The 19,744-nt window shown below is 46.9% G+C and carries 20 protein-coding genes; 13 read left to right on the top strand and 7 right to left on the bottom strand.

The window, feature by feature from the left end:
• Positions 1-6 precede the first annotated feature (6 nt).
• The 3 genes from LQ567_RS04270 (at position 7) to LQ567_RS04260 (ending at position 3,628) form a co-directional block, all read left to right on the top strand.
• Entirely contained in the window at positions 7-189 is a 183-nt protein-coding gene (locus LQ567_RS04270) for an Arc family DNA binding domain-containing protein (RefSeq protein ID WP_231002868.1), read from the top strand.
• Between the two features lie 592 nt (positions 190-781).
• On the top strand, positions 782-3,232 hold the full coding sequence (locus LQ567_RS04265; protein ID WP_231002867.1) for a penicillin acylase family protein: 2,451 nt from the start codon (positions 782-784) through the stop codon (positions 3,230-3,232).
• 45 nt (positions 3,233-3,277) lie between these two features.
• Positions 3,278-3,628 carry a hypothetical protein gene (locus LQ567_RS04260; RefSeq protein WP_231002866.1) on the top strand — a complete coding sequence of 117 codons (351 nt, stop codon included), beginning with the start codon at positions 3,278-3,280 and terminating at the stop codon, positions 3,626-3,628.
• 132 nt (positions 3,629-3,760) lie between these two features.
• Here LQ567_RS04260 and LQ567_RS04255 read toward each other — a convergent pair whose 3' ends face one another.
• From LQ567_RS04255 to LQ567_RS04245, 3 genes are read right to left on the bottom strand one after another with little or no spacing between them, the layout of a single operon-like run.
• Positions 3,761-5,200, bottom strand: coding sequence for an energy transducer TonB (locus LQ567_RS04255; protein WP_231002865.1), 1,440 nt, complete (start codon positions 5,198-5,200; stop codon positions 3,761-3,763).
• 17 nt (positions 5,201-5,217) lie between these two features.
• On the bottom strand, positions 5,218-6,681 hold the full coding sequence (locus tag LQ567_RS04250; RefSeq protein WP_231002864.1) for a M56 family metallopeptidase: 1,464 nt from the start codon (positions 6,679-6,681) through the stop codon (positions 5,218-5,220).
• 5 nt (positions 6,682-6,686) lie between these two features.
• Positions 6,687-7,055 (bottom strand): BlaI/MecI/CopY family transcriptional regulator, encoded by a 369-nt coding sequence (locus LQ567_RS04245; protein ID WP_231002863.1) that lies wholly within the window; start codon positions 7,053-7,055, stop codon positions 6,687-6,689.
• Positions 7,056-7,285: 230 nt separating this feature from the next.
• Here LQ567_RS04245 and trhO point away from each other — a divergent pair, with 230 nt between their 5' ends.
• Positions 7,286-8,314: an oxygen-dependent tRNA uridine(34) hydroxylase TrhO gene (gene trhO, locus LQ567_RS04240; RefSeq protein ID WP_231002862.1), complete on the top strand. Its 1,029-nt coding sequence runs from the start codon at positions 7,286-7,288 to the stop codon at positions 8,312-8,314.
• A gap of 88 nt (positions 8,315-8,402) precedes the next feature.
• Positions 8,403-8,588 (top strand): hypothetical protein, encoded by a 186-nt coding sequence (locus tag LQ567_RS04235; RefSeq protein ID WP_231002861.1) that lies wholly within the window; start codon positions 8,403-8,405, stop codon positions 8,586-8,588.
• 74 nt (positions 8,589-8,662) lie between these two features.
• Here LQ567_RS04235 and LQ567_RS04230 read toward each other — a convergent pair whose 3' ends face one another.
• Positions 8,663-9,082 carry a nucleoside-diphosphate kinase gene (locus LQ567_RS04230; RefSeq protein ID WP_231002860.1) on the bottom strand — a complete coding sequence of 140 codons (420 nt, stop codon included), beginning with the start codon at positions 9,080-9,082 and terminating at the stop codon, positions 8,663-8,665.
• An 83-nt stretch (positions 9,083-9,165) separates the two neighbouring features.
• On the opposite strand from LQ567_RS04230, the gene LQ567_RS04225 reads away from it, so the two are divergent.
• The 4 genes from LQ567_RS04225 (at position 9,166) to trxA (ending at position 12,703) form a co-directional block, all read left to right on the top strand.
• Positions 9,166-10,173 (top strand): DHH family phosphoesterase, encoded by a 1,008-nt coding sequence (locus tag LQ567_RS04225; protein ID WP_231002859.1) that lies wholly within the window; start codon positions 9,166-9,168, stop codon positions 10,171-10,173.
• A gap of 17 nt (positions 10,174-10,190) precedes the next feature.
• Positions 10,191-11,171, top strand: coding sequence for an FKBP-type peptidyl-prolyl cis-trans isomerase (locus LQ567_RS04220; protein ID WP_231002858.1), 981 nt, complete (start codon positions 10,191-10,193; stop codon positions 11,169-11,171).
• Between the two features lie 117 nt (positions 11,172-11,288).
• Positions 11,289-12,305, top strand: coding sequence for an FKBP-type peptidyl-prolyl cis-trans isomerase (locus LQ567_RS04215; RefSeq protein ID WP_231002857.1), 1,017 nt, complete (start codon positions 11,289-11,291; stop codon positions 12,303-12,305).
• A gap of 98 nt (positions 12,306-12,403) precedes the next feature.
• Entirely contained in the window at positions 12,404-12,703 is a 300-nt protein-coding gene (gene trxA, locus LQ567_RS04210) for a thioredoxin (protein ID WP_231002856.1), read from the top strand.
• Positions 12,704-12,801: 98 nt separating this feature from the next.
• Here the strand turns inward: trxA and folP are convergent, their stop codons facing one another.
• Complete coding sequence (folP, locus tag LQ567_RS04205) at positions 12,802-13,593, bottom strand: dihydropteroate synthase (RefSeq protein WP_231002855.1); 792 nt, start codon at positions 13,591-13,593, stop codon at positions 12,802-12,804.
• 149 nt (positions 13,594-13,742) lie between these two features.
• Between folP and LQ567_RS04200 the strand changes: the two genes are divergently transcribed.
• Genes LQ567_RS04200 through LQ567_RS04185 form a run of 4 tightly spaced genes read left to right on the top strand, consistent with a single transcriptional unit; the run spans position 13,743 to position 17,620 of the window.
• The gene (locus LQ567_RS04200) at positions 13,743-14,306 is read left to right on the top strand and encodes a DUF1599 domain-containing protein (RefSeq protein WP_231002854.1); all 564 of its coding nucleotides are present in this window, start codon (positions 13,743-13,745) and stop codon (positions 14,304-14,306) included.
• Positions 14,303-15,436 (top strand): BT_3928 family protein, encoded by a 1,134-nt coding sequence (locus tag LQ567_RS04195; protein ID WP_231002853.1) that lies wholly within the window; start codon positions 14,303-14,305, stop codon positions 15,434-15,436. The genes LQ567_RS04200 and LQ567_RS04195 overlap by 4 nt, the downstream gene beginning before the upstream one ends.
• Before the next feature lie 48 nt (positions 15,437-15,484).
• A complete protein-coding gene (locus tag LQ567_RS04190) occupies positions 15,485-16,531 on the top strand; it encodes an ABC transporter permease (RefSeq protein ID WP_231002852.1) in 1,047 nt (348 codons plus the stop codon).
• A gap of 42 nt (positions 16,532-16,573) precedes the next feature.
• The gene (locus tag LQ567_RS04185; protein ID WP_231002851.1) at positions 16,574-17,620 is read left to right on the top strand and encodes a hypothetical protein; all 1,047 of its coding nucleotides are present in this window, start codon (positions 16,574-16,576) and stop codon (positions 17,618-17,620) included.
• A gap of 130 nt (positions 17,621-17,750) precedes the next feature.
• Here LQ567_RS04185 and LQ567_RS04180 read toward each other — a convergent pair whose 3' ends face one another.
• The gene (locus tag LQ567_RS04180) at positions 17,751-18,032 is read right to left on the bottom strand and encodes a DUF721 domain-containing protein (RefSeq protein WP_231002850.1); all 282 of its coding nucleotides are present in this window, start codon (positions 18,030-18,032) and stop codon (positions 17,751-17,753) included.
• Positions 18,033-18,609: 577 nt separating this feature from the next.
• Entirely contained in the window at positions 18,610-19,728 is a 1,119-nt protein-coding gene (locus LQ567_RS04175) for an acyltransferase family protein (RefSeq protein ID WP_231002849.1), read from the bottom strand.
• Positions 19,729-19,744: the final 16 nt, after the last annotated feature.

Raw genomic sequence — 19,744 nt, 5'->3', positions numbered from 1 at the left:
GGCACCTTGAAAGATAAGAAGAGCTTTGTATTGCGCATCGATCAGGCGGCTTACCAATTGCTGGAAAAATGGGCTGCCGATGAATTCAGGAGTGTGAACGGGCAGATCGAATACCTGTTACAGCGGGCGCTGATCGAATCGGGCAGGAAAAAAGCAAAGGAGGAAGCGTCGCCGGTAAAGAAAAAGTAACCGAAATGGCACGGGCGATTATTTTCATGGACGTTCTGTTGTGAGATTTGACCTGAATGATGCTTTCGTCATTATTCTTTTTGTCAAGTTGAAGTTTCTCCGGCATCTTTTTAATGCACATGGACCCTGAAACAAGTTCAGGGTGACGGCAAGCGAAAATCTTCCTTTTTCAAGCTGAACTTGTTTCAGCTTATATTTGGTGAGCCCGGGAAGAAGCCTTGGATCACATCTTCAGACGACGGATTATTTTTTTCGTTTTGTTGTCCCGAGCAATCGGGATTATTTCAGCGCCTGTGCCGTCAGTTGCTGGAACAGGAACAGATCCCGGAAGGGTCCTGCGTGACCCAGGAGTCTGTCAAGCTGAACTTGTTTCAGCTTCTATTCGGCATAACATTTTAAAGATGAATATCCATATGTTTGTCCTTGCCCGGCTCTTTGGCCCTGCACCTTAACTACAACCGGGTATTTCCTTTAAAAAAACAGGATGAGGCCGGTGATGGCGTATCTTTTGAAAAGAGGACCGCATTGCTTTTTTTTAGCCGGCTTTCCGGATTGATTTTTAATCCTTAACTTGCTGATACAAGGTCTATTTATGAGAGTTTTTCCTTTTCTGTTCACTGCGGCCATTACCCTGCTGCTGGTATACCTGCTAAACAGACCCCTGGGCGATAAAGTACCCATGCCTGTTGGTAACTTCTTAAGTCCACAAACGGGCTTCTGGCAAAATGCCGAAGACACGGCCGCCCGTTTTGACGCCGATCTGGCATTTCCGCAATTAAAAGGAAAGGTGGCGGTCTGTTTTGATGAACGCCTCGTGCCTCATGTATTTGCAGAGAATGATGAAGATCTTTATTTTGTACAGGGCTACCTGCATGCAAAGTTCCGGCTGTTTCAAATGGATCTGCAAACAAAGGCTGCGGAGGGCCGGGTGAGCGAAATTGCCGGGCCGAAGGCGATCAGTTATGACCGCGAACAGCGGCGGCTGGGAATGAAATTTGCGGCGGAAAATTCGCTGCAGGCTATGGAGAAAGATCCGAAGGCGCATGCCGTTTACACGGCGTATACGGCCGGTATCAATGCGTATATTCATTCGCTTAGGAAAAGCGATCTTCCACTCGAATACAAGATCCTGAACGTTGAACCGGAAGAGTGGACCACCTTAAGAACCGCATTACTGCTGAAAATGATGGCCAAAATGCTGGCTTCGGGAACTGAAAAAGACCTGGCCTATTCCAGGTTGCACCAGGTTTTTTCTACGAGTCAGATCAATTTGCTGTATCCGCAGGTACCGGATTCGCTGAAGCCGATCGTGCCGCCGGGCACTGCATTTGCCAAACCCGCTGTTACGCCGGTGACGCCTGCCGGTGCAGATTCGGCTTATTTTAAAGAACAGCCCCCGGTAACAGCCTTTGAACAATATACGCCCGACCGGGATAACGGGAGTAATAATTGGGTGGTGGCCGGCAGCAAAACGGCAAACAATGCACCCATCCTGGCAAATGATCCGCACCTGGAATTATCCCTTCCTTCCATCTGGTATGAAATGCAGCTTAGTACCCCGCAAACCAAAACCTATGGTGCCACGTTGCCGGGTAGTCCGTACGTGATCATCGGTTTTAACGATAGTATTGCCTGGGGCGTTACCAATGCCCAGCGGGATGTAAAAGATTATTATGCGATCCGGTTTAAAGACAGCCGGCGGAATGCCTACTGGTTCGAAGACCAGTGGAAGCCGGCACAGCAGCGGATCGAGGCTATTAAGGTAAAAGGCGGTGCTACGGTTTATGATACGGTAGCCTATACCGTTTTTGGTCCGGTAATGTATGATGAAAGTTTCAGGGATACATTGACAAAACAGAACGGGCTGGCGGTTAAGTGGATGGCGCATCATACCGGTGACGACGGAAATGCGTTCTACCTGTTGAACCGGGCAAAGAATTACGATGATTATGTAAATGCCATCAAATTCTTTGAATGTCCCGGCCAGAATTTTGTTTTTGCATCCAAGTCCGGTACCATTGCGCTGTGGCAGCAGGGGCGGTTTCCGGCACGATGGAATAACCAGGGACAATATGTAATGCCCGGAACGGACAGGCGTTATGACTGGCAGACAGCTATTCCGCAGGAGGAGAATCCGCATGCTGTAAACCCGGCGCGCGGCTATTTGTTCAGTGCCAACCAGCGGCCGGCAGACAGTACATATCCGTATTATATTCCGGGGGCCTATATCACACCCCGGGCCAGCGCCATAGATCTGTATCTGCGCTCCATGAGTCATATTACCGCGGAGGATATGATGAAGCTGCAGAACAATTATTTCAACATCATGGCTCGCGATATGGTACCCTTGCTATTAACCTATACGGATACCGATCAACTGAGCCCCGGTGCAAAAAAATATTATGACCAGGTAAAGAACTGGGACCTGTTTGCCGGCCCGCTTTCGGTGGCACAAACCGTCTATCAGACATGGATGGATTCGCTTTCCATCAATATCTGGCAGGACGAAATGGCCCGGGCTGGTTTTAAGGTGGAATTGCCGGCGGAAGAAACACTGATGGAATTACTGAAGAAGGATCCTACGGTTATGGGGTATGTAGATAATATCAATACACCCGAACAGGAAACGATACAACTGCAGGTTACCGATGCCCTCAATAAAACGGCGAAAATGATGGCCGGTATTGAAAAAGACGGCCGTGCAGCATGGGCAAGGTTTAAAGATGTAAGTGTATATCATTTGTTAAAGGATGCGTTACTGCCTTTTGCGCATACGGGACTCAATGTAGGCGGGTGGGGCAATATCATCAACGCCGTTAAAAAAAGTCATGGTCCCAGCTGGCGCATGGTGGTGCAGCTGGGAACACCCACGGAAGCCTACGGTGTTTATCCTGGAGGGCAGAGCGGAAATCCGGGAAGCCGTTTTTATGATAATGCAATTGATACCTGGGTAACCGGCAACTATTACCGGTTATGGATGATGGGCAGCAATGAGCAGGGAGATGCCCGGGTGAAATGGCGGATGAATTTTGTAAAACAATAATAAACGCCGGATACATCGCCGGTTACCGTTTTAATAGATATGAACATGAAGTTTTTTGTAAGCATCGTTGCCATTGGTGTACTGTCTTATATCTCCGGTATGTACTTCCCCTGGTGGGGGATTGCGGTGGCCGGGTTTGTGGTAGCCGTGTTGCTGCGGCAAAAGCCGGCGCCTTCTTTTTGGTCGGGGTTTATCGCTGTATTCCTGCTTTGGCTCTTCCTGGCCTGGCGCATCAATGCAGCTAACGATGGCATTCTGGCGGGTCGCATCGGGCTGTTGCTGGGCATTGGAAAAAAACCGATGCTGCTGGCTGTTATCACCGGTATTATTGGCGGATTGGTAACCGGGCTGGCATCACTCAGCGGATCCTATCTGCACGCGCGCAGCAAGCAATGATTTTCCAAACATAGCCGTTAAACATACTCCGTTTCTTTATTCCTGGGATGCTAAAAATTGCGGGGATTCCCACTAAAAAAGGATGCCCCAGATTTGAGGCATCCCTGTTGGTTTTTATTGAACAGAGATTCCTTATCCCTCTGTAACCTGGAATGTGATTGGCTGTTTCCGGTAGGCTTTTACATTTTTGCCATTCATCATTGCCGGTTTCCATTTCCCGGATTGTTTAATTGCCCGTACGGCTTCTGCACCCATTCCATAACCAGGATCCTTGATAACTTTCACATCACTGACATTGCCCTCAACATCTACAACAAACTGAATAATCGTCTGGTAATTACCCGGGTTTGCTCCGTTTTCCACGGGAACCTCGCCCCGGAGGTTTTGCGTTAAGTACCTGGACCAATCACCCGAATACCGGGCATCCTGATCTACTTTAGTAAACACTTCTGGTTCATCCCTTATCACAACGGGTGGATCCAAACGTTTTGCTTCTTTCGTTCCGGCGTCTTTCACGATTTTGGGTGGGGTGAATTTTTTTACGGATACCTTAACTGAATCGGTGGCAGGTGCAGCAGTTGCCGTAGTTTCAGGAACGGCCGGTGATAATGCCTTTTCGGTACTGTCATGGACAACAACGGCCGGAACAGGTGCCTGGGAGTCCTTCGTTTGTTTGGTTTGCTGATCGGCCGACTGACAGCTGACCATAAACAGAGTGGCTGCAATCAGGAACAGGGGTAATGCCATCCATTGCCTTAATGCATAATAGCGGTGGTGCGCTGCGTTTGTTAACATTGTAATTCTTCTTTTTAGTTGGTTATTATAAAATGGGTGTACCAGCAGTTTTTGTTTGATGTGAAGGGCCTCGGTAACCAGCAGTGCCGCGTATTCAAATTCATCTGCATCGCGGGCCGCAAATGCATCAGCCGAAAATTCATGAACGGCTTTCAGCTCATTTTTCATCAGCCAGAAAAACGGGTTCATCCACGCCATAGCAGTAAGGATTTCTGTAAATAGCACGTCTGCGCTATGCCATTGGCGGATATGATGGCATTCATGCCGGAGTATTTTTTGACCGGCTTCGGAATATTCATCCACACTGCGCGTCCAGAACAGCCAGTTAAAAAAAGAATAGGGGGCAGACGGATCCTTTGTTTCGATAATGCGGATTGAATGCCACCGCTGTACATTACTGTTCACCCGTTTTTTTACAAGCGCAAGAATACCGGCCGCGATTTTTACAAAAAAGAAAAGCGCCACGCTTATATAAAGCAGGTACCAGAGCTGGACGCCTTCCGGCCCGGATGATTGCCGCGACGATACGATTACTTCCGGCAACAGGAGTTCATTGTATTTTACCAGCGTTTGAATACTGATATTGCTATCCTTTGTTAAGGAAACATAGAATGGCACTTTAATAAACGGCACCGCCATGCTGAGCACAAAGCTGCCGAGTAAAAAGAAACGGTTAAACCGGTGCAGCCTCCTGTTCTTGAGAAAAAGCAGGTAGTAGGCGTAAAGCAGGCCGGAGCATAAAAAAAGCTGTAGAAAATAAATGGCAATTGTTTTCATACTGCATCAGGTTTTAGTTAGGATACATTAAATGTGATCGGTTGTTTCCGGTAGGCTTTAACAACCCGTTTGTTTTGAAGGGCCGGATTCCATTTTCCGGAAAGCTGAATGACGCGCTTTGCCTCGGCACCAAAGTTATAACCGGGGTCTGCAATAACTTTTATATCGCTGATGGCACCCTCCCGGTCTACGATAAATTGTACAATGGCGGTGTAGGTTCCTGCAGGGGCATTATTTTTTTCGGGGAACCGGAGGTTTGCCTGCAGGAATTGTTTCCATGCGTCGGGTCCGCCGGGAAAGCTAGCGTCGCGTTCCACTTTGGTAAAGATCTCCGGTCCGCGTTCCTGGTAACGGGGAAGGGTATCGGCAGTTGGAAAAACCACTACCGGTTGCTCGGCCGGTGGCAGCTCGATCGATGGAATGGTTGCTGCACTAACTCCATTTGATATGGGCACAGCCATGCTGATCGGCTGCCGTGCCGGGCCCAGCTGCCGGAGCTCTTCCCTTGATGTTGTTTGCAGGCCTCCGGTGTTGGCCGGCATGCCAGAGAATGCTTCCGCATGTATTTCAGGACCCGGTAATGCAAAGGAGACCGCCAAAAGCGCCTTTTTTACAGGTGCAAAGGAAACCAGGAACAGCGCCGTGGCAATGACAGGCAATGCCATTGCTTTCCTCAGGTACTGCAAAACGGGTTGCCGGTTTTGGGTAAGCATTGCAATTCTTCGCTTCAGATCGGTATTGAAAAAGGGCGTCATGAGCGGATGATGGGCCGCGCCCAGGGAATGACGTACTAATAGTTGCGCATAATCAAACCGGTCCGTGGACCGGGTCACATGCCGGTCGGCCAGGAATTCATGCAGCGTATGAAGCTCTTTCCTTATAAGAAAGAAAAACGGGTTCAACCAGCAGCAAACGCATACCAGTTCAATAAAGAACAGGTCCCAGCTATGCTTTTGCCGTATGTGATACCATTCGTGCCGGAAGATCTGTTTTCCCTGCGGGGAATGCATGGAGAGCCTGGGATTCCAGAACATCCAGTTGAAAAACGAAAACGGTGTCTTCGGGTGATCCGACCAGAATAACCGTATCCGGCCAATGCGTTTACCGGGTTGCCCTTTTTTTAATTTCAATACATTCCGGCAGGCCATAAAGAGTCTGATGCTGAGTAAAAGGGACACACCGGCGTAGCACCAGGTAAGCCCGTTTTGTGGATGAAAAACCGTGCGGGTGTTGCTGGAAACCACTACTTCGTCAAGGGTAACAGGGGCCGGGCTAAGGCGCTGCCATGTTTGCAATACCGCATCCATGCTACCTGGGGTGAGCAGTGGCAGCTTCAGCAGCGGCAAACAAAAACTGAGTAAAACGATGCCAAGGAGAAAAAAACGGTTGTATTGGTGAAACCGCTCATTTCTCAGGAAGCAATAGTAGTATCCAAACAAAATGGCTGAACAGGCAACCATCTTTACCAGATAGGGGAACATGGCTTTTATTTTTTTGATTGCTGACGTTTGATCTGCTCCAGTAACTGTTCAAGCTCTTCGATGCTCAGATTGTTTTCCTTCACCATAAAAGATACAACGTTGCTGAAGGACCCCTCAAAATATCCTTTTACAATCTGCCGCATGGTTTTTTTTGAATAATCCTCTTTACTTACAGCCGGTACGTACTGGTGCTGCCGCCCAAACACATTTACCGTTACAAATTCTTTTTCCACCAGTATCTTGAGAATGGTAGCAACGGTATTCTGGTGCGGTTTGGGAGGAGGGAGGAGTTCCAGGATCTCTCTTAAAAACATAGGACCCTGCTGCCATAATGCCTGCATGATCTGTTCTTCGGCTTTTGTAAGTTGTTTCATGAAATCGTATTTACAGCAAGTTAAAACTAAATTATTAGTTTAACAACTATTTTTTTAGTTTTATTTTCCGCTTTAGTGGGTTTTTGCGTAAAGCCTATGAGCAACAGGCGTTTTGAATTTGTCTGGCTGGCCAAAAACCAGTACTTTTGCGGTGAAATTTGGTGCAGCCTGTAACTGCCCAATTAAAATTTTAATTATCGCGATACCCGCGGTTCAAATTTCAACAGACTATGGCATTGCACAACCGCATATCACGGAGGGAGCTAAAAGAGCGCATTTTAAAGGATACCACACCGCGTACCACCATCTCTTTTTATTGTTATTTCAAAATAGAGGACCCGGTTGCTTACCGCAACACACTCTATAAGTCTTTTTCCGCTATTGGCGTGTTGGGGCGTATTTATATTGCTGCTGAGGGCATTAATGCACAAATAAGTGTACCCTCAGACAACCTGGAGCGGCTCCGGTCCGTCTTAAGCCAAACGCCGGCATTAAACGAACTCCGTTTGAATATTGCAGTAGATGATGACGGAAAATCGTTTTATGTGCTGGATATAAAAGTACGTGAGAAGATCGTTGCAGATGGCATCACCGATCCGGAATTTGATATGGCCAAAAAAGGGAAGTATGTGGATGCCGGGGCATTTAATAATTTAACAAATGACCCTGAAACAATCGTGATCGACATGAGGAATCACTATGAGTTTGAGGTGGGGCATTTTGAAAATGCGATAGAGATCCCCAGCGACACCTTCCGTGACCAGCTACCGATGGCAGTGGATATGATGCAGGAACATATGGATAAAAATATTATTATGTACTGCACGGGAGGTATCCGTTGTGAAAAGGCCTCCGCTTATATGCTGCACAGGGGTTTTAAGAATGTGTACCATCTGGAAGGCGGAATTATCAATTATGTGAACCAGATCAAGGAAAAAAAACTGGCCAACAAATTTCATGGCAAGAATTTTGTTTTTGATCAGCGGTTAGGGGAGCGGGTAACCGAAGAAGTCATTGCCCGTTGCCACCAGTGCGGCAAACCTTCAGATACACATGTAAATTGTGTAAATGACGCCTGTCACCTGTTGTTTATTCAATGTGAGGAATGCAGAACAAAATACGACAACTGTTGCAGTACCGCCTGTCAGGAGTTTATACATCTGCCGGAGGAGCAACAAAAGGAAATGCGAAAAGGGATCGATCTCGGCCGGAATGTATTCAACAAATCCAGGTCGCGGCTGAAAGACTTAATAAAATAATAATGGCAGAAACGGCGTGGCAGCGGTTTTTTTACTACCTTGCCGCCAGCCTTTTACTCCATAGTTAACTATATTAAAAACCGGTTTTATGAAACGCTTACTATCTATTCTTTTACTGATTTTTCTTACATCAGTGCCCTCTCTTTTATTCATTGCCAATCACCGTATGCAGGAAGAAGAAAAAATGGCAACGTACCATCCCGTTCATCAAAGAGGATTGTCGCAGAATGTGGTTTTATCCTCAAATATCATTTCCGTACCGGAAGTGCGATAGGGATGTGGCAAAGAGCATTAAAAAGCCGGCCTCTTACAAGAGCCGGCTTTTTCAATTATAGAGTCTGCTAAATTTTAATGTACGCGCTCCAGTCCGCTAAAGAAGAAATCACCTTCAATTTTAGCATTCTCGTCGCTGTCGCTGCCATGCACGGCATTTTCACCCAATGAGGTAGCATACAGTTTACGGATCGTACCTTCTGCGGCCTTTGCAGGATCGGTGGCGCCGATCAGCTCACGGAATGCAGCAACTGCGTTTTCTTTTTCAAGGATAGCGGCTACAATGGGGCCGCTGCTCATAAATGCTACCAGTTCTCCGTAAAAAGGACGTTCCTTATGCACGGCATAAAACTCACCGGCTTTGTCGGCTGATAACTGGGTTACTTTTAATGCAACGATTTTATAGCCTTCTTTAATAAAACGATCAATAATAACGCCTGCATGCCCGTTTTTCATAGCATCCGGCTTGATCATAGTAAAAGTACGATTACTCATTTTAAGATTTAATTTAATTTGGCCGGCAAATTTAGGAAAAATCCTCCACTCTAAATCATAGATTTACCTATTTTTGCGCCTCATTGAAACCAATAACAGATATATTTCCTATTTTAAGACAGCCGGCTAAAGTGGTGATTACCATGCACCAAAAGCCGGATGCGGATGCTATGGGTTCTTCCCTGGGTTTTGCGCACTATCTTCGAAAGCTGGGCCACACGGTTACTGTGGTATCACCTACCAACTGGGCGCCCTGGCTCAATTGGATGCCGGGTGCCGGTAATGTACTCAACTACGACAAGGAACGGGAGAAGGCACAGGCGGCACTTTCTGAGGCAACCTGGCTGTTTTGCCTGGATTTTAATATTTTTCACCGCACCAAGCATTTTGAGCAGGATCTGTATAAGGCGCAATGTTTGAAGGTGCTGATCGATCATCACCGGGAGCCGGATGTGGATGCTTTTGATTATGGTATCAGCAATCAGGCTAAAAGTTCTACCTGCGAAATGATCTTTGATCTGATTGTGGCAGCAGGCGATGAACAGATGCTGGATAAAGAGATCAGCGCCTGTTTGTATGCCGGGCTTATTGCAGATACCGGTTCATTCCGGTTCGATGCCACCACACCTGCGGTACATTATATGGCCGCCCGTTTGATGGAGCAGGGAATCCGGCATACAGAAATTCACAGTTTACTGTTTGATAATTTCCTGGAGAACCGGCTGCGTTTTATGGGACATGTGTTTTCGCATCGCCTTGAATTCTTTTATGAATACAATACGGCGCTTATTGCAATCCCCAAATATGACATCTTAAAGTATGAAATAAAGACCGGGGATACAGAAGGGCTGGTAAACTTTCCGTTGTCTGTACAGGGCATCAAACTGGCCGCCCTGGTTATTGACCGGGAGGAAGAGCGGAAATGGAGCTTCCGCAGCAAGGATCATTTTGATTGCAACACGTTTGCCCGCACCTATTTTAACGGCGGCGGACATTTTAATGCCTCTGGCGGCGGATCAAAAGACAGTCTGCAGGAAACGGTGAACCGGTTTAAACAAGCATTGAAAGAGAACGAGCATTTATTACAATAATTTAATACAAAACAAAAATGAAACGATTAAGAACTGTAGGGCTGTTCCTGTTTACAGCAGTTGCTTTTACAGCTTGCAAGAATAATACGGAGTTTAAAACCACGCATAGTGGACTTAAATATAAGATCTTCGGAAGCGGAGGTAAAGATAGTTTAAGCGAAGGGTCTGTTTTGAAAATGAACATGACCGTAAAGGTTAGCGGGCATAAGGATACCGTACTGGCAGATACTTATGGAAAGCTTCCCTTTTTTACAGGTGCACGTCCTTACCCTCCGGATCAGCCGATATATGATCCGGCTGAAGTATTCAAGTTCCTGAAAAAGGGCGATAGCCTTGTAGCCATCGTTTACATCGATTCAGCGATCAAGAAAGGTATGTTACCCGAAGCACAAATGCCTCCTTATTTCAAAAAAGGCGACCAGATCATTTATACCTATAAAGTACTGGATGTATTCAGCGCCGATAGCGTGGCACGTAAAGACTACCAGGCAGAAATAGAAAAACTGCAAAAGAACGAGGAACTGGCCCTGGAAAAATCCGGTGAAAAAGCAAAACAGATTGCAGAAGTAGAAAACTATCTGAAGAATAAAAATATCAGCACGGTAAAAACACCGCTGGGTGCTTTTGTAAAAGTTGACGATCCGGGTACCGGTGCTCCTGTGGCAGACAAGAAATTTGTTTCCGTAAAATATACCGGAAAAAAAGTATTGAACGACAGTACCTTTGAAGGCCCGAACTCCTTCACTACACAGATTGGTGTAAACGGGGCGATACGTGGGTTTGAAGACGGGCTGCGTCAATTTAAACAAGGCGGAAGAGGAGTGATTTATATCCCCGGATTCCTGGCTTACGGAAAAACTCCGCCTCCGGGAGCTCCGTTTAAAGAATTTGAACCCTTGTATTTTGAGGTAGAAGTTACAGAAGTGGGTGATACCATGCCTCAAACGAAGATCATCACGCAGCCTCAGGCTCCTGCAGGAAAAGGGAAAAAGAAATAATTAAGAAAAAACAAGCGAACTGGCTGTCTTTGTTCAATAAGGCAGCCAGTTTACATGTAACGGTTTTCACAAATCAAGCAACGTAACATCTGAATAAACAATAACACAAAAACAAAAATGAAACAATTACAAACAATCGGGTTGTGCCTGTTTACGGCAGTAGCTTTTACAGCCTGTAAGAACGCGGATTTTAAAACGACGGCAACCGGCCTGAAATATAAAATCATCGAAGGCGGAAGCAAGGACTCTACAAAAACCGGCGACGTACTGAAATTTCATGTGATCCAGACCGTTTCGGGTGCAAAAGACACGGTGATGTATAATTCCTACAACACCATGCCGGAGTATATGCCCATTCAGCAGCTGATGCCGGAGCAAACCAACTACAGCCCGCTGGAAGTGCTGCCTAAATTGAAAAAAGGAGATAGCCTTATTGCGATTCTTTTTGTAGACTCCCTCATCAAGAAAGGACAGATACAGGAAGCTCAAATGCCTCCGTTCCTGAAAAAAGGCGATAAAATCACCTTTACATTTAAAGTACTGGAAGTATTTAAAAAGGATAGCCTGGCTATGGCCGACCGTCAGAAAGAAGGAGAAGCTTATCAGAAAAGAGAGGAAGCCAAGCAAAAAGCAGTAGTAGATGCGTTTGAAAAAGCGGGTGGAAAAGACAAGCAGATCAAGGACATGGAAGCGTATCTGAAAAAGAAAAACATTACGGCTGTGAAATCAGCACTGGGTACTTTTGTAAAAATAGACAATCCCGGTACCGGCGCACAGGTAGCTGATGGTAAATTCGTAACCCTGAAGTATGCTGGTAAAACAGTAGAGGGCGACAAGCCTTTCGATGCCAATACCATGACGGCCCAGGTAGGTTCCGGTGGAACCATCCCCGGTTTTGAAGATGGTTTAAAACAGTTTAAAGAAGGTGGAAAAGGTGTGATCTATATTCCGGGTTTCCTGGCCTATACACAGGGAGCACCTCAGGGCGCGCCATTTAAGGCATACGATGCGTTGTATTTTGAAGTGGAAATCACCCATGTGGGAGATGCACCTCCGCAGCAACAACAACCGGTAATGCCTGTTCCGCAGGAAGCACCAAAGGCGGAGTCTCCAAAGGCAGGCGATAAAAAATAAGTCAGTCAGCGTTTTGATATTTGAACGGTCATCCCAAAAGGATGGCCGTTTTCTATGTGAAATGGTGCGATTGTTGATACTTTTGTAAAAACAAAAAGATGGCAGCTACATTTCAAACATTGATCAATGGCGAAAAGCCGGTACTCGTCGATTTTACGGCAACCTGGTGTGGCCCCTGTAAAATGATGAAGCCGGTTTTGGAAGAAGTAAAGGCCAAAGTAGGCGAAAATGTAACCATTATTAAGGTAGACATTGACCAAAGTCCGCAGGCAGCATCCTTTTATCAGGTGCAGAGCGTGCCTACCTTGATCCTGTTTAAAAAGGGGCAGGTAGTATGGCGGCAAAGCGGTGTATTGCCGGCAGGGCAGCTGACCGCTGTTCTTGAATCCAATATGTAACCGCAAAAAACCGGATACCTGCCACAGATGGCAGTTAAATCATCCGCTTGCAAATGCCGGCTTCATTTTGTATGCGGATGCAGTACCGGCGCCTGGAGCTATAAACAGGAAGGAATGGTTTCCGGGTAATGCTGCAGCAGCAGGATCGCTTCCATTGCTTCCTTTACATCGTGCACCCGGAGTATATGCGCCCCATTCATAAGCCCGATCGTATTCAATACCGTTGTGCCGTTCAGCGCACCTTCTGCTGTTGTTCCCAGTGTTCTGTAAATAGTGCCCTTGCGGCTCACACCCAATAAGAGCGGGCAGTTCAGGATCGAAAATTGCCGCAGGTCTTTTAAAAGCGTAAAGTTATGTGCATGGGTTTTCCCAAAGCCAAACCCCGGGTCGAGTACCACATCCGTTACTCCTGCTTTTTTTAACAAGGCAAGCTTCTCAATAAAAAAGTCCAGTACTTCCTGGGTAACATTATCATAATAGGGGTGCTGCTGCATGGTATCCGGGCGGCCCTGCATATGCATCAGCACATAGGGCACATTGAGTGCGGCAACTGCTGGAAACATCTGCGGGTCGATGGTTCCGGCGCTGATATCGTTGACCAATGAAGCGCCTGCGGCAACAGCGGCGGTGGCCACGCTGCCATAGAAGGTATCAATGGAAAGAATGGCATCGGGAAACGCCTCGTGCAGGGCTGCTACTGCAGGGATCACGGCCGCCGCCTCTTCCTCGGCAGACAGGGTATGGCTTCCCGGCCGGGTGCTTTGACCACCGATATCGAGGATGGCGGCGCCGGCCTGCAGCATCCTTTCTGCGGTACTTAGTAAAGCATCGCTTGCCTGATGCCGGCTCGGCGCATAAAAAGAATCCCGGGTCATATTTAAAATGCCCATTACAACTGGCTTTTGAAGCGAAAGCAACTTTCCCCGGCAATTAAGCGTAAACATCCCGATTTGTTTGTTATTTTTGAGCGTAAAGATAAGATGTTGGCTGGTTTGATACCGGAACAATTGTGCGATTTAAAGTTTGAGAGAATACCGTTATGAATAAAACAAATACACAATACGAAAATGTGATCAGCGAATGCAGGGATGTGTTTTTAAAGAAAAACAAGGACTATGGAACGGCCTGGAGAGTGCTGCGAACCATTTCCATTGTGGACCAGATCTATATCAAAGCCCAGCGTATCCGTACTATACAGGATCTGAAACAGCAAAAAGTGGCCGATGATATTGCCGGTGAGTTCAAGGGGATTATTAATTATGGAGTAATCGGTCTGATACAGCTGGAGCTGCCAAAGGATGCCCCGGCAGACCTGCCGGAAGAAACCGTACGTACCTATTATGATCAATACACCGGTGCGGCCCAAAGACTGATGCAGGATAAAAATCACGATTATGGCGAGGCCTGGAGAGGGATGAGCCAGGAGAGCTTTGTGGATCTGATCCTGATGAAATTGCAACGCATACGGCAGATCCTCGATAACGATCATAAAACACTGATCAGTGAAGGGGTGGATGCCAACTATAACGACATTATTAACTATGCTGTATTTGCCTTGATTTTACAAAACGAAGCGAGCGGCAAAAAACAGGAAACAGCATGAAGATACTGGTTGCAATCGTCCGGGTCATTGTAGGAGTTCTGTTCATTTTTTCGGGGCTTATTAAAGCCAACGATCCTATCGGGCTCAGCTATAAAATGCAGGAGTTTTTTGAACTCTGGAAGCTGAGTTCGCTGAACGGCATCACCCTTACCTTATCCATCCTTATGATCGCTTTTGAGATCATTGCAGGAGCTGCACTACTGCTGGGATGGAAAAAGAAATGGATCGCCTGGTTATTGCTGCTGCTGATCGTGTTCTTTACCTTCCTGACCGGCTATGCCTACCTTTCGGGCAAGTTCAGCAACTGCGGCTGTTTTGGTGATTGCATTCCCATCAGCTCCAAAACCTCATTTATCAAAGATCTGATATTGCTGGTGCTGATCCTGTTCCTGTTTATAAATCTCCGGTATATCAAACCGGTCTTTTCGGAAAAAACAACAGCCGTGTTAATGGTGCTGGTTACGCTGTTTTCTTTCCTGGGGCAATGGTATACGTTAAAGTACCTGCCGGTACTGGATTGCTTGCCCTTTAAAGAAGGAAGCTTTATTCCCGATAAACTGAAAATACCGGCGAATGCGGTTCCGGACAGCACGGAGATCATATTCGTATATGAAAAGGCCGGCAAAAAGATCGAGTTTAATGCAGAACAATTCCCGGCCGATTTTAATGACAGCACGTACAAATTTATTGATCGTTACGATAAACTGATCAAAGCGGGGGCCAATAATATCCCCGAGATCCGGGGCTTTGATTTTACAGATACAGCCGGTAACAATATTACACAACAGCTCCTGGAAGCGGGTCATATCCTGTTATTGTTCAACGAGGATATGTCGCACCCTGTAAGCGACTGGAAGAAAGGGTTTGAGCCCGTCTATCAAAATGCCCGTGCGCAGGGAATACCGGTATACATTATCAGCAGTACTGCGATACCGGTAAAGCAGGCCATAGCCGGTACGCCGTTTAAAGACCTGGATGTACTGGCAGGCGACCGGGTAATGATCCGCATGGCGGCAAGGACCAATCCTACGCTGTACCTCCTGAAAAAAGGAACGGTTGCTGGAAAATGGAGTTATAAAAATTTTAATGAAGCATTAAAAGAACTGACGGCTTTAAAGACTACCCGCTAGTACTGCTGTTATCAAACTTAAATCACCGGTGGAATACAGATTCCTTTTATGTTAGGATATATCATCAGAAAAGCAATATATGGGATACTGGTAATGGCTGGTGTAGTGCTGCTGGTGTTTTTTTTATTCCAGGGATTCGGTGATCCGTCGCGGTTGGTGATGGGGCAGAGCGGCGATCAGAAAACCCAGGAAAACATCCGCAGGGAATTATACCTCGATCAGCCTAAATGGAAACAGTTCCTGCTGTATGTAAATGATGTATCACCGCTGGCCATACACAGCCGGGAAGAGATCGCGGCAAAGAAATTAAAAGGTTTTTTCATTGGCGGAGAAACAAAACTGGCCATCAAAGTGCCCTATCTGCGCCGGTCGTACCAAACCAAAAGAGCGGTAACCGGCATCCTGATGGAAGCACTCCCCGGAACGCTAATGCTTACGCTGGCCGCAATGGCGCTGGCGGTTGTGGTGGGGATCCCTTTAGGAGTGGTGGCAGCCGTACGGCAAAATTCGTGGCTGGATACCAGCGCTATTTTTTCAAGTATTGTAGGTATTTCGGCGCCTTCCTTTTTTATGGGGATCATCATCGCCTATGTCTTTGGTTTTATCCTTACAAAATATACGGGCCTGCACATTACCGGTAATTGGTTCGACATTGACCCGGTAACCGGCAGGCGGGTGCTTACGCTAAAGAACCTGATCCTGCCGGCCATCACGCTGGGGATCCGTCCGCTGGCCATTATCACCCAGCTTACAAGAAGCGCGATGCTGGACGTGCTGGACCAGGATTATATCCGTACGGCCTATGCAAAAGGATTGCGTAAGCGAACGGTGATATGGAAGCATGGCCTGAAAAATGCCCTGAACCCTGTGATTACCGCAGTTACGGGATGGTTTGCAGAACTGTTGGCCGGAGCGTTTTTTGTGGAATATATCTTTGGCTGGCAGGGAATTGGAAAAGTAACCGTAGATGCATTGGAAAAACTGGATTACCCGGTTGTGATGGGCTCGGTACTGATTTCAGCCGCCTTCTTTGTAATCATGAACATTGTTGCAGATATCCTGTATGGTGTATTTGATCCAAGGGTGCGGATCTAGTTAAGGACTGCGCATGAATTGTATAGGAGTTTAAAAATTGAAATGAAACAATACATTTTACTACTGCTTGTAACGGCCCTTTTTTGCGGAAAAGCTTCCGCCCAGGAAGATACTTCCAAAACGGCGCTCCGGAAGAAGTATGAAAATTCAGATATTCATAAAGAGTTGAAGAAAAAAATGGCTACGGACCGCAGTTATCCGGACAGCATTATATTGGCGCCGCTGCATTTTATCAATACCACTATTACCATGGATACGCCTGCCGTAATGTTTGAGCGTTTTTCTATGGACGTGCATATCAAAACCCCCATACCAGATGACTACCGGTTTTACATTTCGCCATTTAACGGCACCCTGAACCGGATGCAGTTTTACGGAGGCATACAGACGGCGTCTGACGGAAAGCCGGTCAGCGGCGGCAACAGCCAGGGTATTGGGCGGGGCGGCATCTTTTCCCGGTGGATGGAACGGAACCGAAACGCACTAAAAACAGACGGGTACTATGCCAGCAGTGATGCCGAAGGCGATTTCATCAGTGTGCGGAATAAGGTAAAATGGGACAAAGGCCACTACCGGCTCTCCCTGTATAAATCGGGTTATGTACCCGGGAAGCCGGTACCGGATTCATTTTCGTCGAAGGAGATCATTTTTTCCTGGGGTGAGTATGAACATAGCTGGGTTACCATGGAAGTGGAAGATTTAGACCGGCATGAAAAATTTGTTATAGGCTCCCTGGCCTTTCCGGGCAAGAACCTGCGGTTTGGAAGCTGGGAGGGTATTTTCCTGGAGCAATACGGAACGGTAATAAATTTTGCAGCGCAGAAACCGGCGATGGGTGGAAGGATCACCAACTACAAGGAGCTGCCGGTTGTGTGCCTCAGCATCAGCAATATCCAAATGAACGGGAAACAGATCCATCCGCTGAAGGTGCAAACCTTTCATAACCGTACACACCACCCGGAGCAATCAAAAATTCCGATGCCGCTTCCGCTGCTGTCCAAATCATCGTACAACGCCAAAACAGGAGTTATTGAATACGAAGTGGGGGCGTTTCAAAGCTGGCAAACACCGTCCAGGCCTGATCTTTAGAGGGTGAGATTGGAGATTGGAGATTCGAGATTCCAGATTCCAGATTCGAGACTTGAGATTTCAGACTTGAGATTCGATTCCTGGGATTTAGAATTTGAGCTTTAGGATTTAAGGCGTAGAACTTAAAAACCTATTTAACAATAACCTCTTTAATGATCTTTTGGCCGAGCGCTTCGTTTACGCGTTGAATGATTTTTTCGCGTTGGTAGATCAGTTCGTTTTTGAGCGGAGCAACTGTTGTGGAAATAATGAGCTTATCGCCGATGATCTGCAATTTGTCGGTATACCGTGCTACTGTTTTGCCCATGATCTCTTCCCAAACCCCGTCAATGCGCAGGGCCTGTATATCACCTTTGATCCGGCTTTTATTCAAAAATTCATTTAATGCCTCGCCTAAAGAGTATTGTGCCACGGTTCATCTGTTTTTGCAAAGGTAGCTTTTTAAAGGAAGGATTCAATACGGATTCTTCGCACTCTTTGTGGTTCAATTGTTACCGCAATGCACGCAAAGGATCTGCAAGGGACCAGGTTCCGCGAAGGCTTCGCAAAAGCATTCAATAGCGCCATCCCTTCATTGCGGGCTTTGCGGATTCTTGGCGCACTTTGCGTTAAAAAACAACGAACGAATCACCATTTATTACCGGATACTTTGCAGTTCATTTTCAACCGTAAGGAACCAGGTAGGCTGCAGATAAGTATTTCGAAACCCCTCCGTGAACTCCGTGTTCTCTGTGGTTAATTATTACCGCAATGCACGCAAAGGATCCGCGAGGGGCGCCAGGTAGGCTGCAGATAAGTATTTCGAAACCCCTGCATGAACTCCGTGTTCTCTGTGGTTCAATTATTACCGCAATGCACGCAATGGATCCGCAAGGGGCGCGGGGCAGGCTTGCAGATAGAGATTTCAAAACCCCTCGCAAGCTGCGCGTGTACTCTGCGCTCTCTGCGGTTCAATTATTCCCGCAGATGCGTCAGGAACCCCGATGGTTTTAAAGCCGGATAAATATTTTTCGTTTGTAAAGCACATACCCCATCAGCCAGCAGCACAACATAAAACTTACAGACCAGAGTAAAGAAGGAACGGGCCCTGTTCCAAACTGCCCCCAGGTAACCGTATAAAGCGCTTTAAAGAGGGATTGCTGGGTTGCCGTATAGTAATTGGAAAGCAGTATCGGGATCACTTCGCTGAATAAATAGATGAACAGCGCATTTTTACCAAAGACCTCGAAAAAACGAACGCCTGTCCGTTTGCCTTTAAAATCGATAAAATACAGTATGGTGGCGAGTATCAGGCAATCGAGCCCGGTGGTAACACATACAAAACTGCTCGTCCAGAGTTTTTTATTAATGGGAAAAACAAGGTTCCACAAATACCCTGCAGATAAAAGCAGGAACCCCGCAATGGCCAGTAACGCCAGCATCTCAAAACTCCGGGGATTCTTTTTTATGTGGGCTCCTGCCAGATAGCCCACCAGTACATTTACAATAGCAGGCAGGGTGCTGAGCAGCCCCTCGGGGTCAAACGCATTTTCCGGCCCCTTTTTGTACAGGTGCGGCGGCGTTAGTGTAAGAATATCCAGTTTGGTGGTAGCCGCACCAGCAAGGGTATAGTCTCCAAAAAAAGCAGACAGCAGCCAGTACCCCAGTAACAGGCCAGCGGCCGTGAAGAGGATCGTTTTGCGTGAAGAAAAATAAATGATCAGTGCACCGATCCCATAGCAGAGGGCAATGCGTTGCAGTACACCGAAGATACGGGTTTGGCCAATCGGAAAGGGATGTACCTGATTCTGCGGATCTATTTTTACAAAAGGCAGCCAGTACATCAGGTAACCGATCAAAAACAGCAGCAGGGTGCGCTTGAGTATTTTCAGGATGACCGTTTGCCGGGCCTGCTGTTCCCATTTTGAGGTTGAAAAGCTGATAGCATTGCCTACTGCAAACAGAAAGGAAGGAAACACCAGGTCGGTTAATGTAAACCCGTTCCATTGCGCATGCCGCAATTCATGAAAGGGATTGGGACCGCCGGTATTTACAATGATCATAAAACAGATGGTAAGCCCCCGGAAAACATCAAGGGCAAGAAAACGCGCGGGCGCAGACTGATTCATAAAAAAACGGGTTGAT

Source organism: Niabella pedocola (genome assembly GCF_021044425.1).
GTDB classification, from domain to species: Bacteria; Bacteroidota; Bacteroidia; order Chitinophagales; family Chitinophagaceae; genus Niabella; species Niabella pedocola.
The sequence above is the reverse complement of the archived record's forward strand: the minus strand, read 5'-3'. Positions and strand labels throughout refer to the sequence as shown.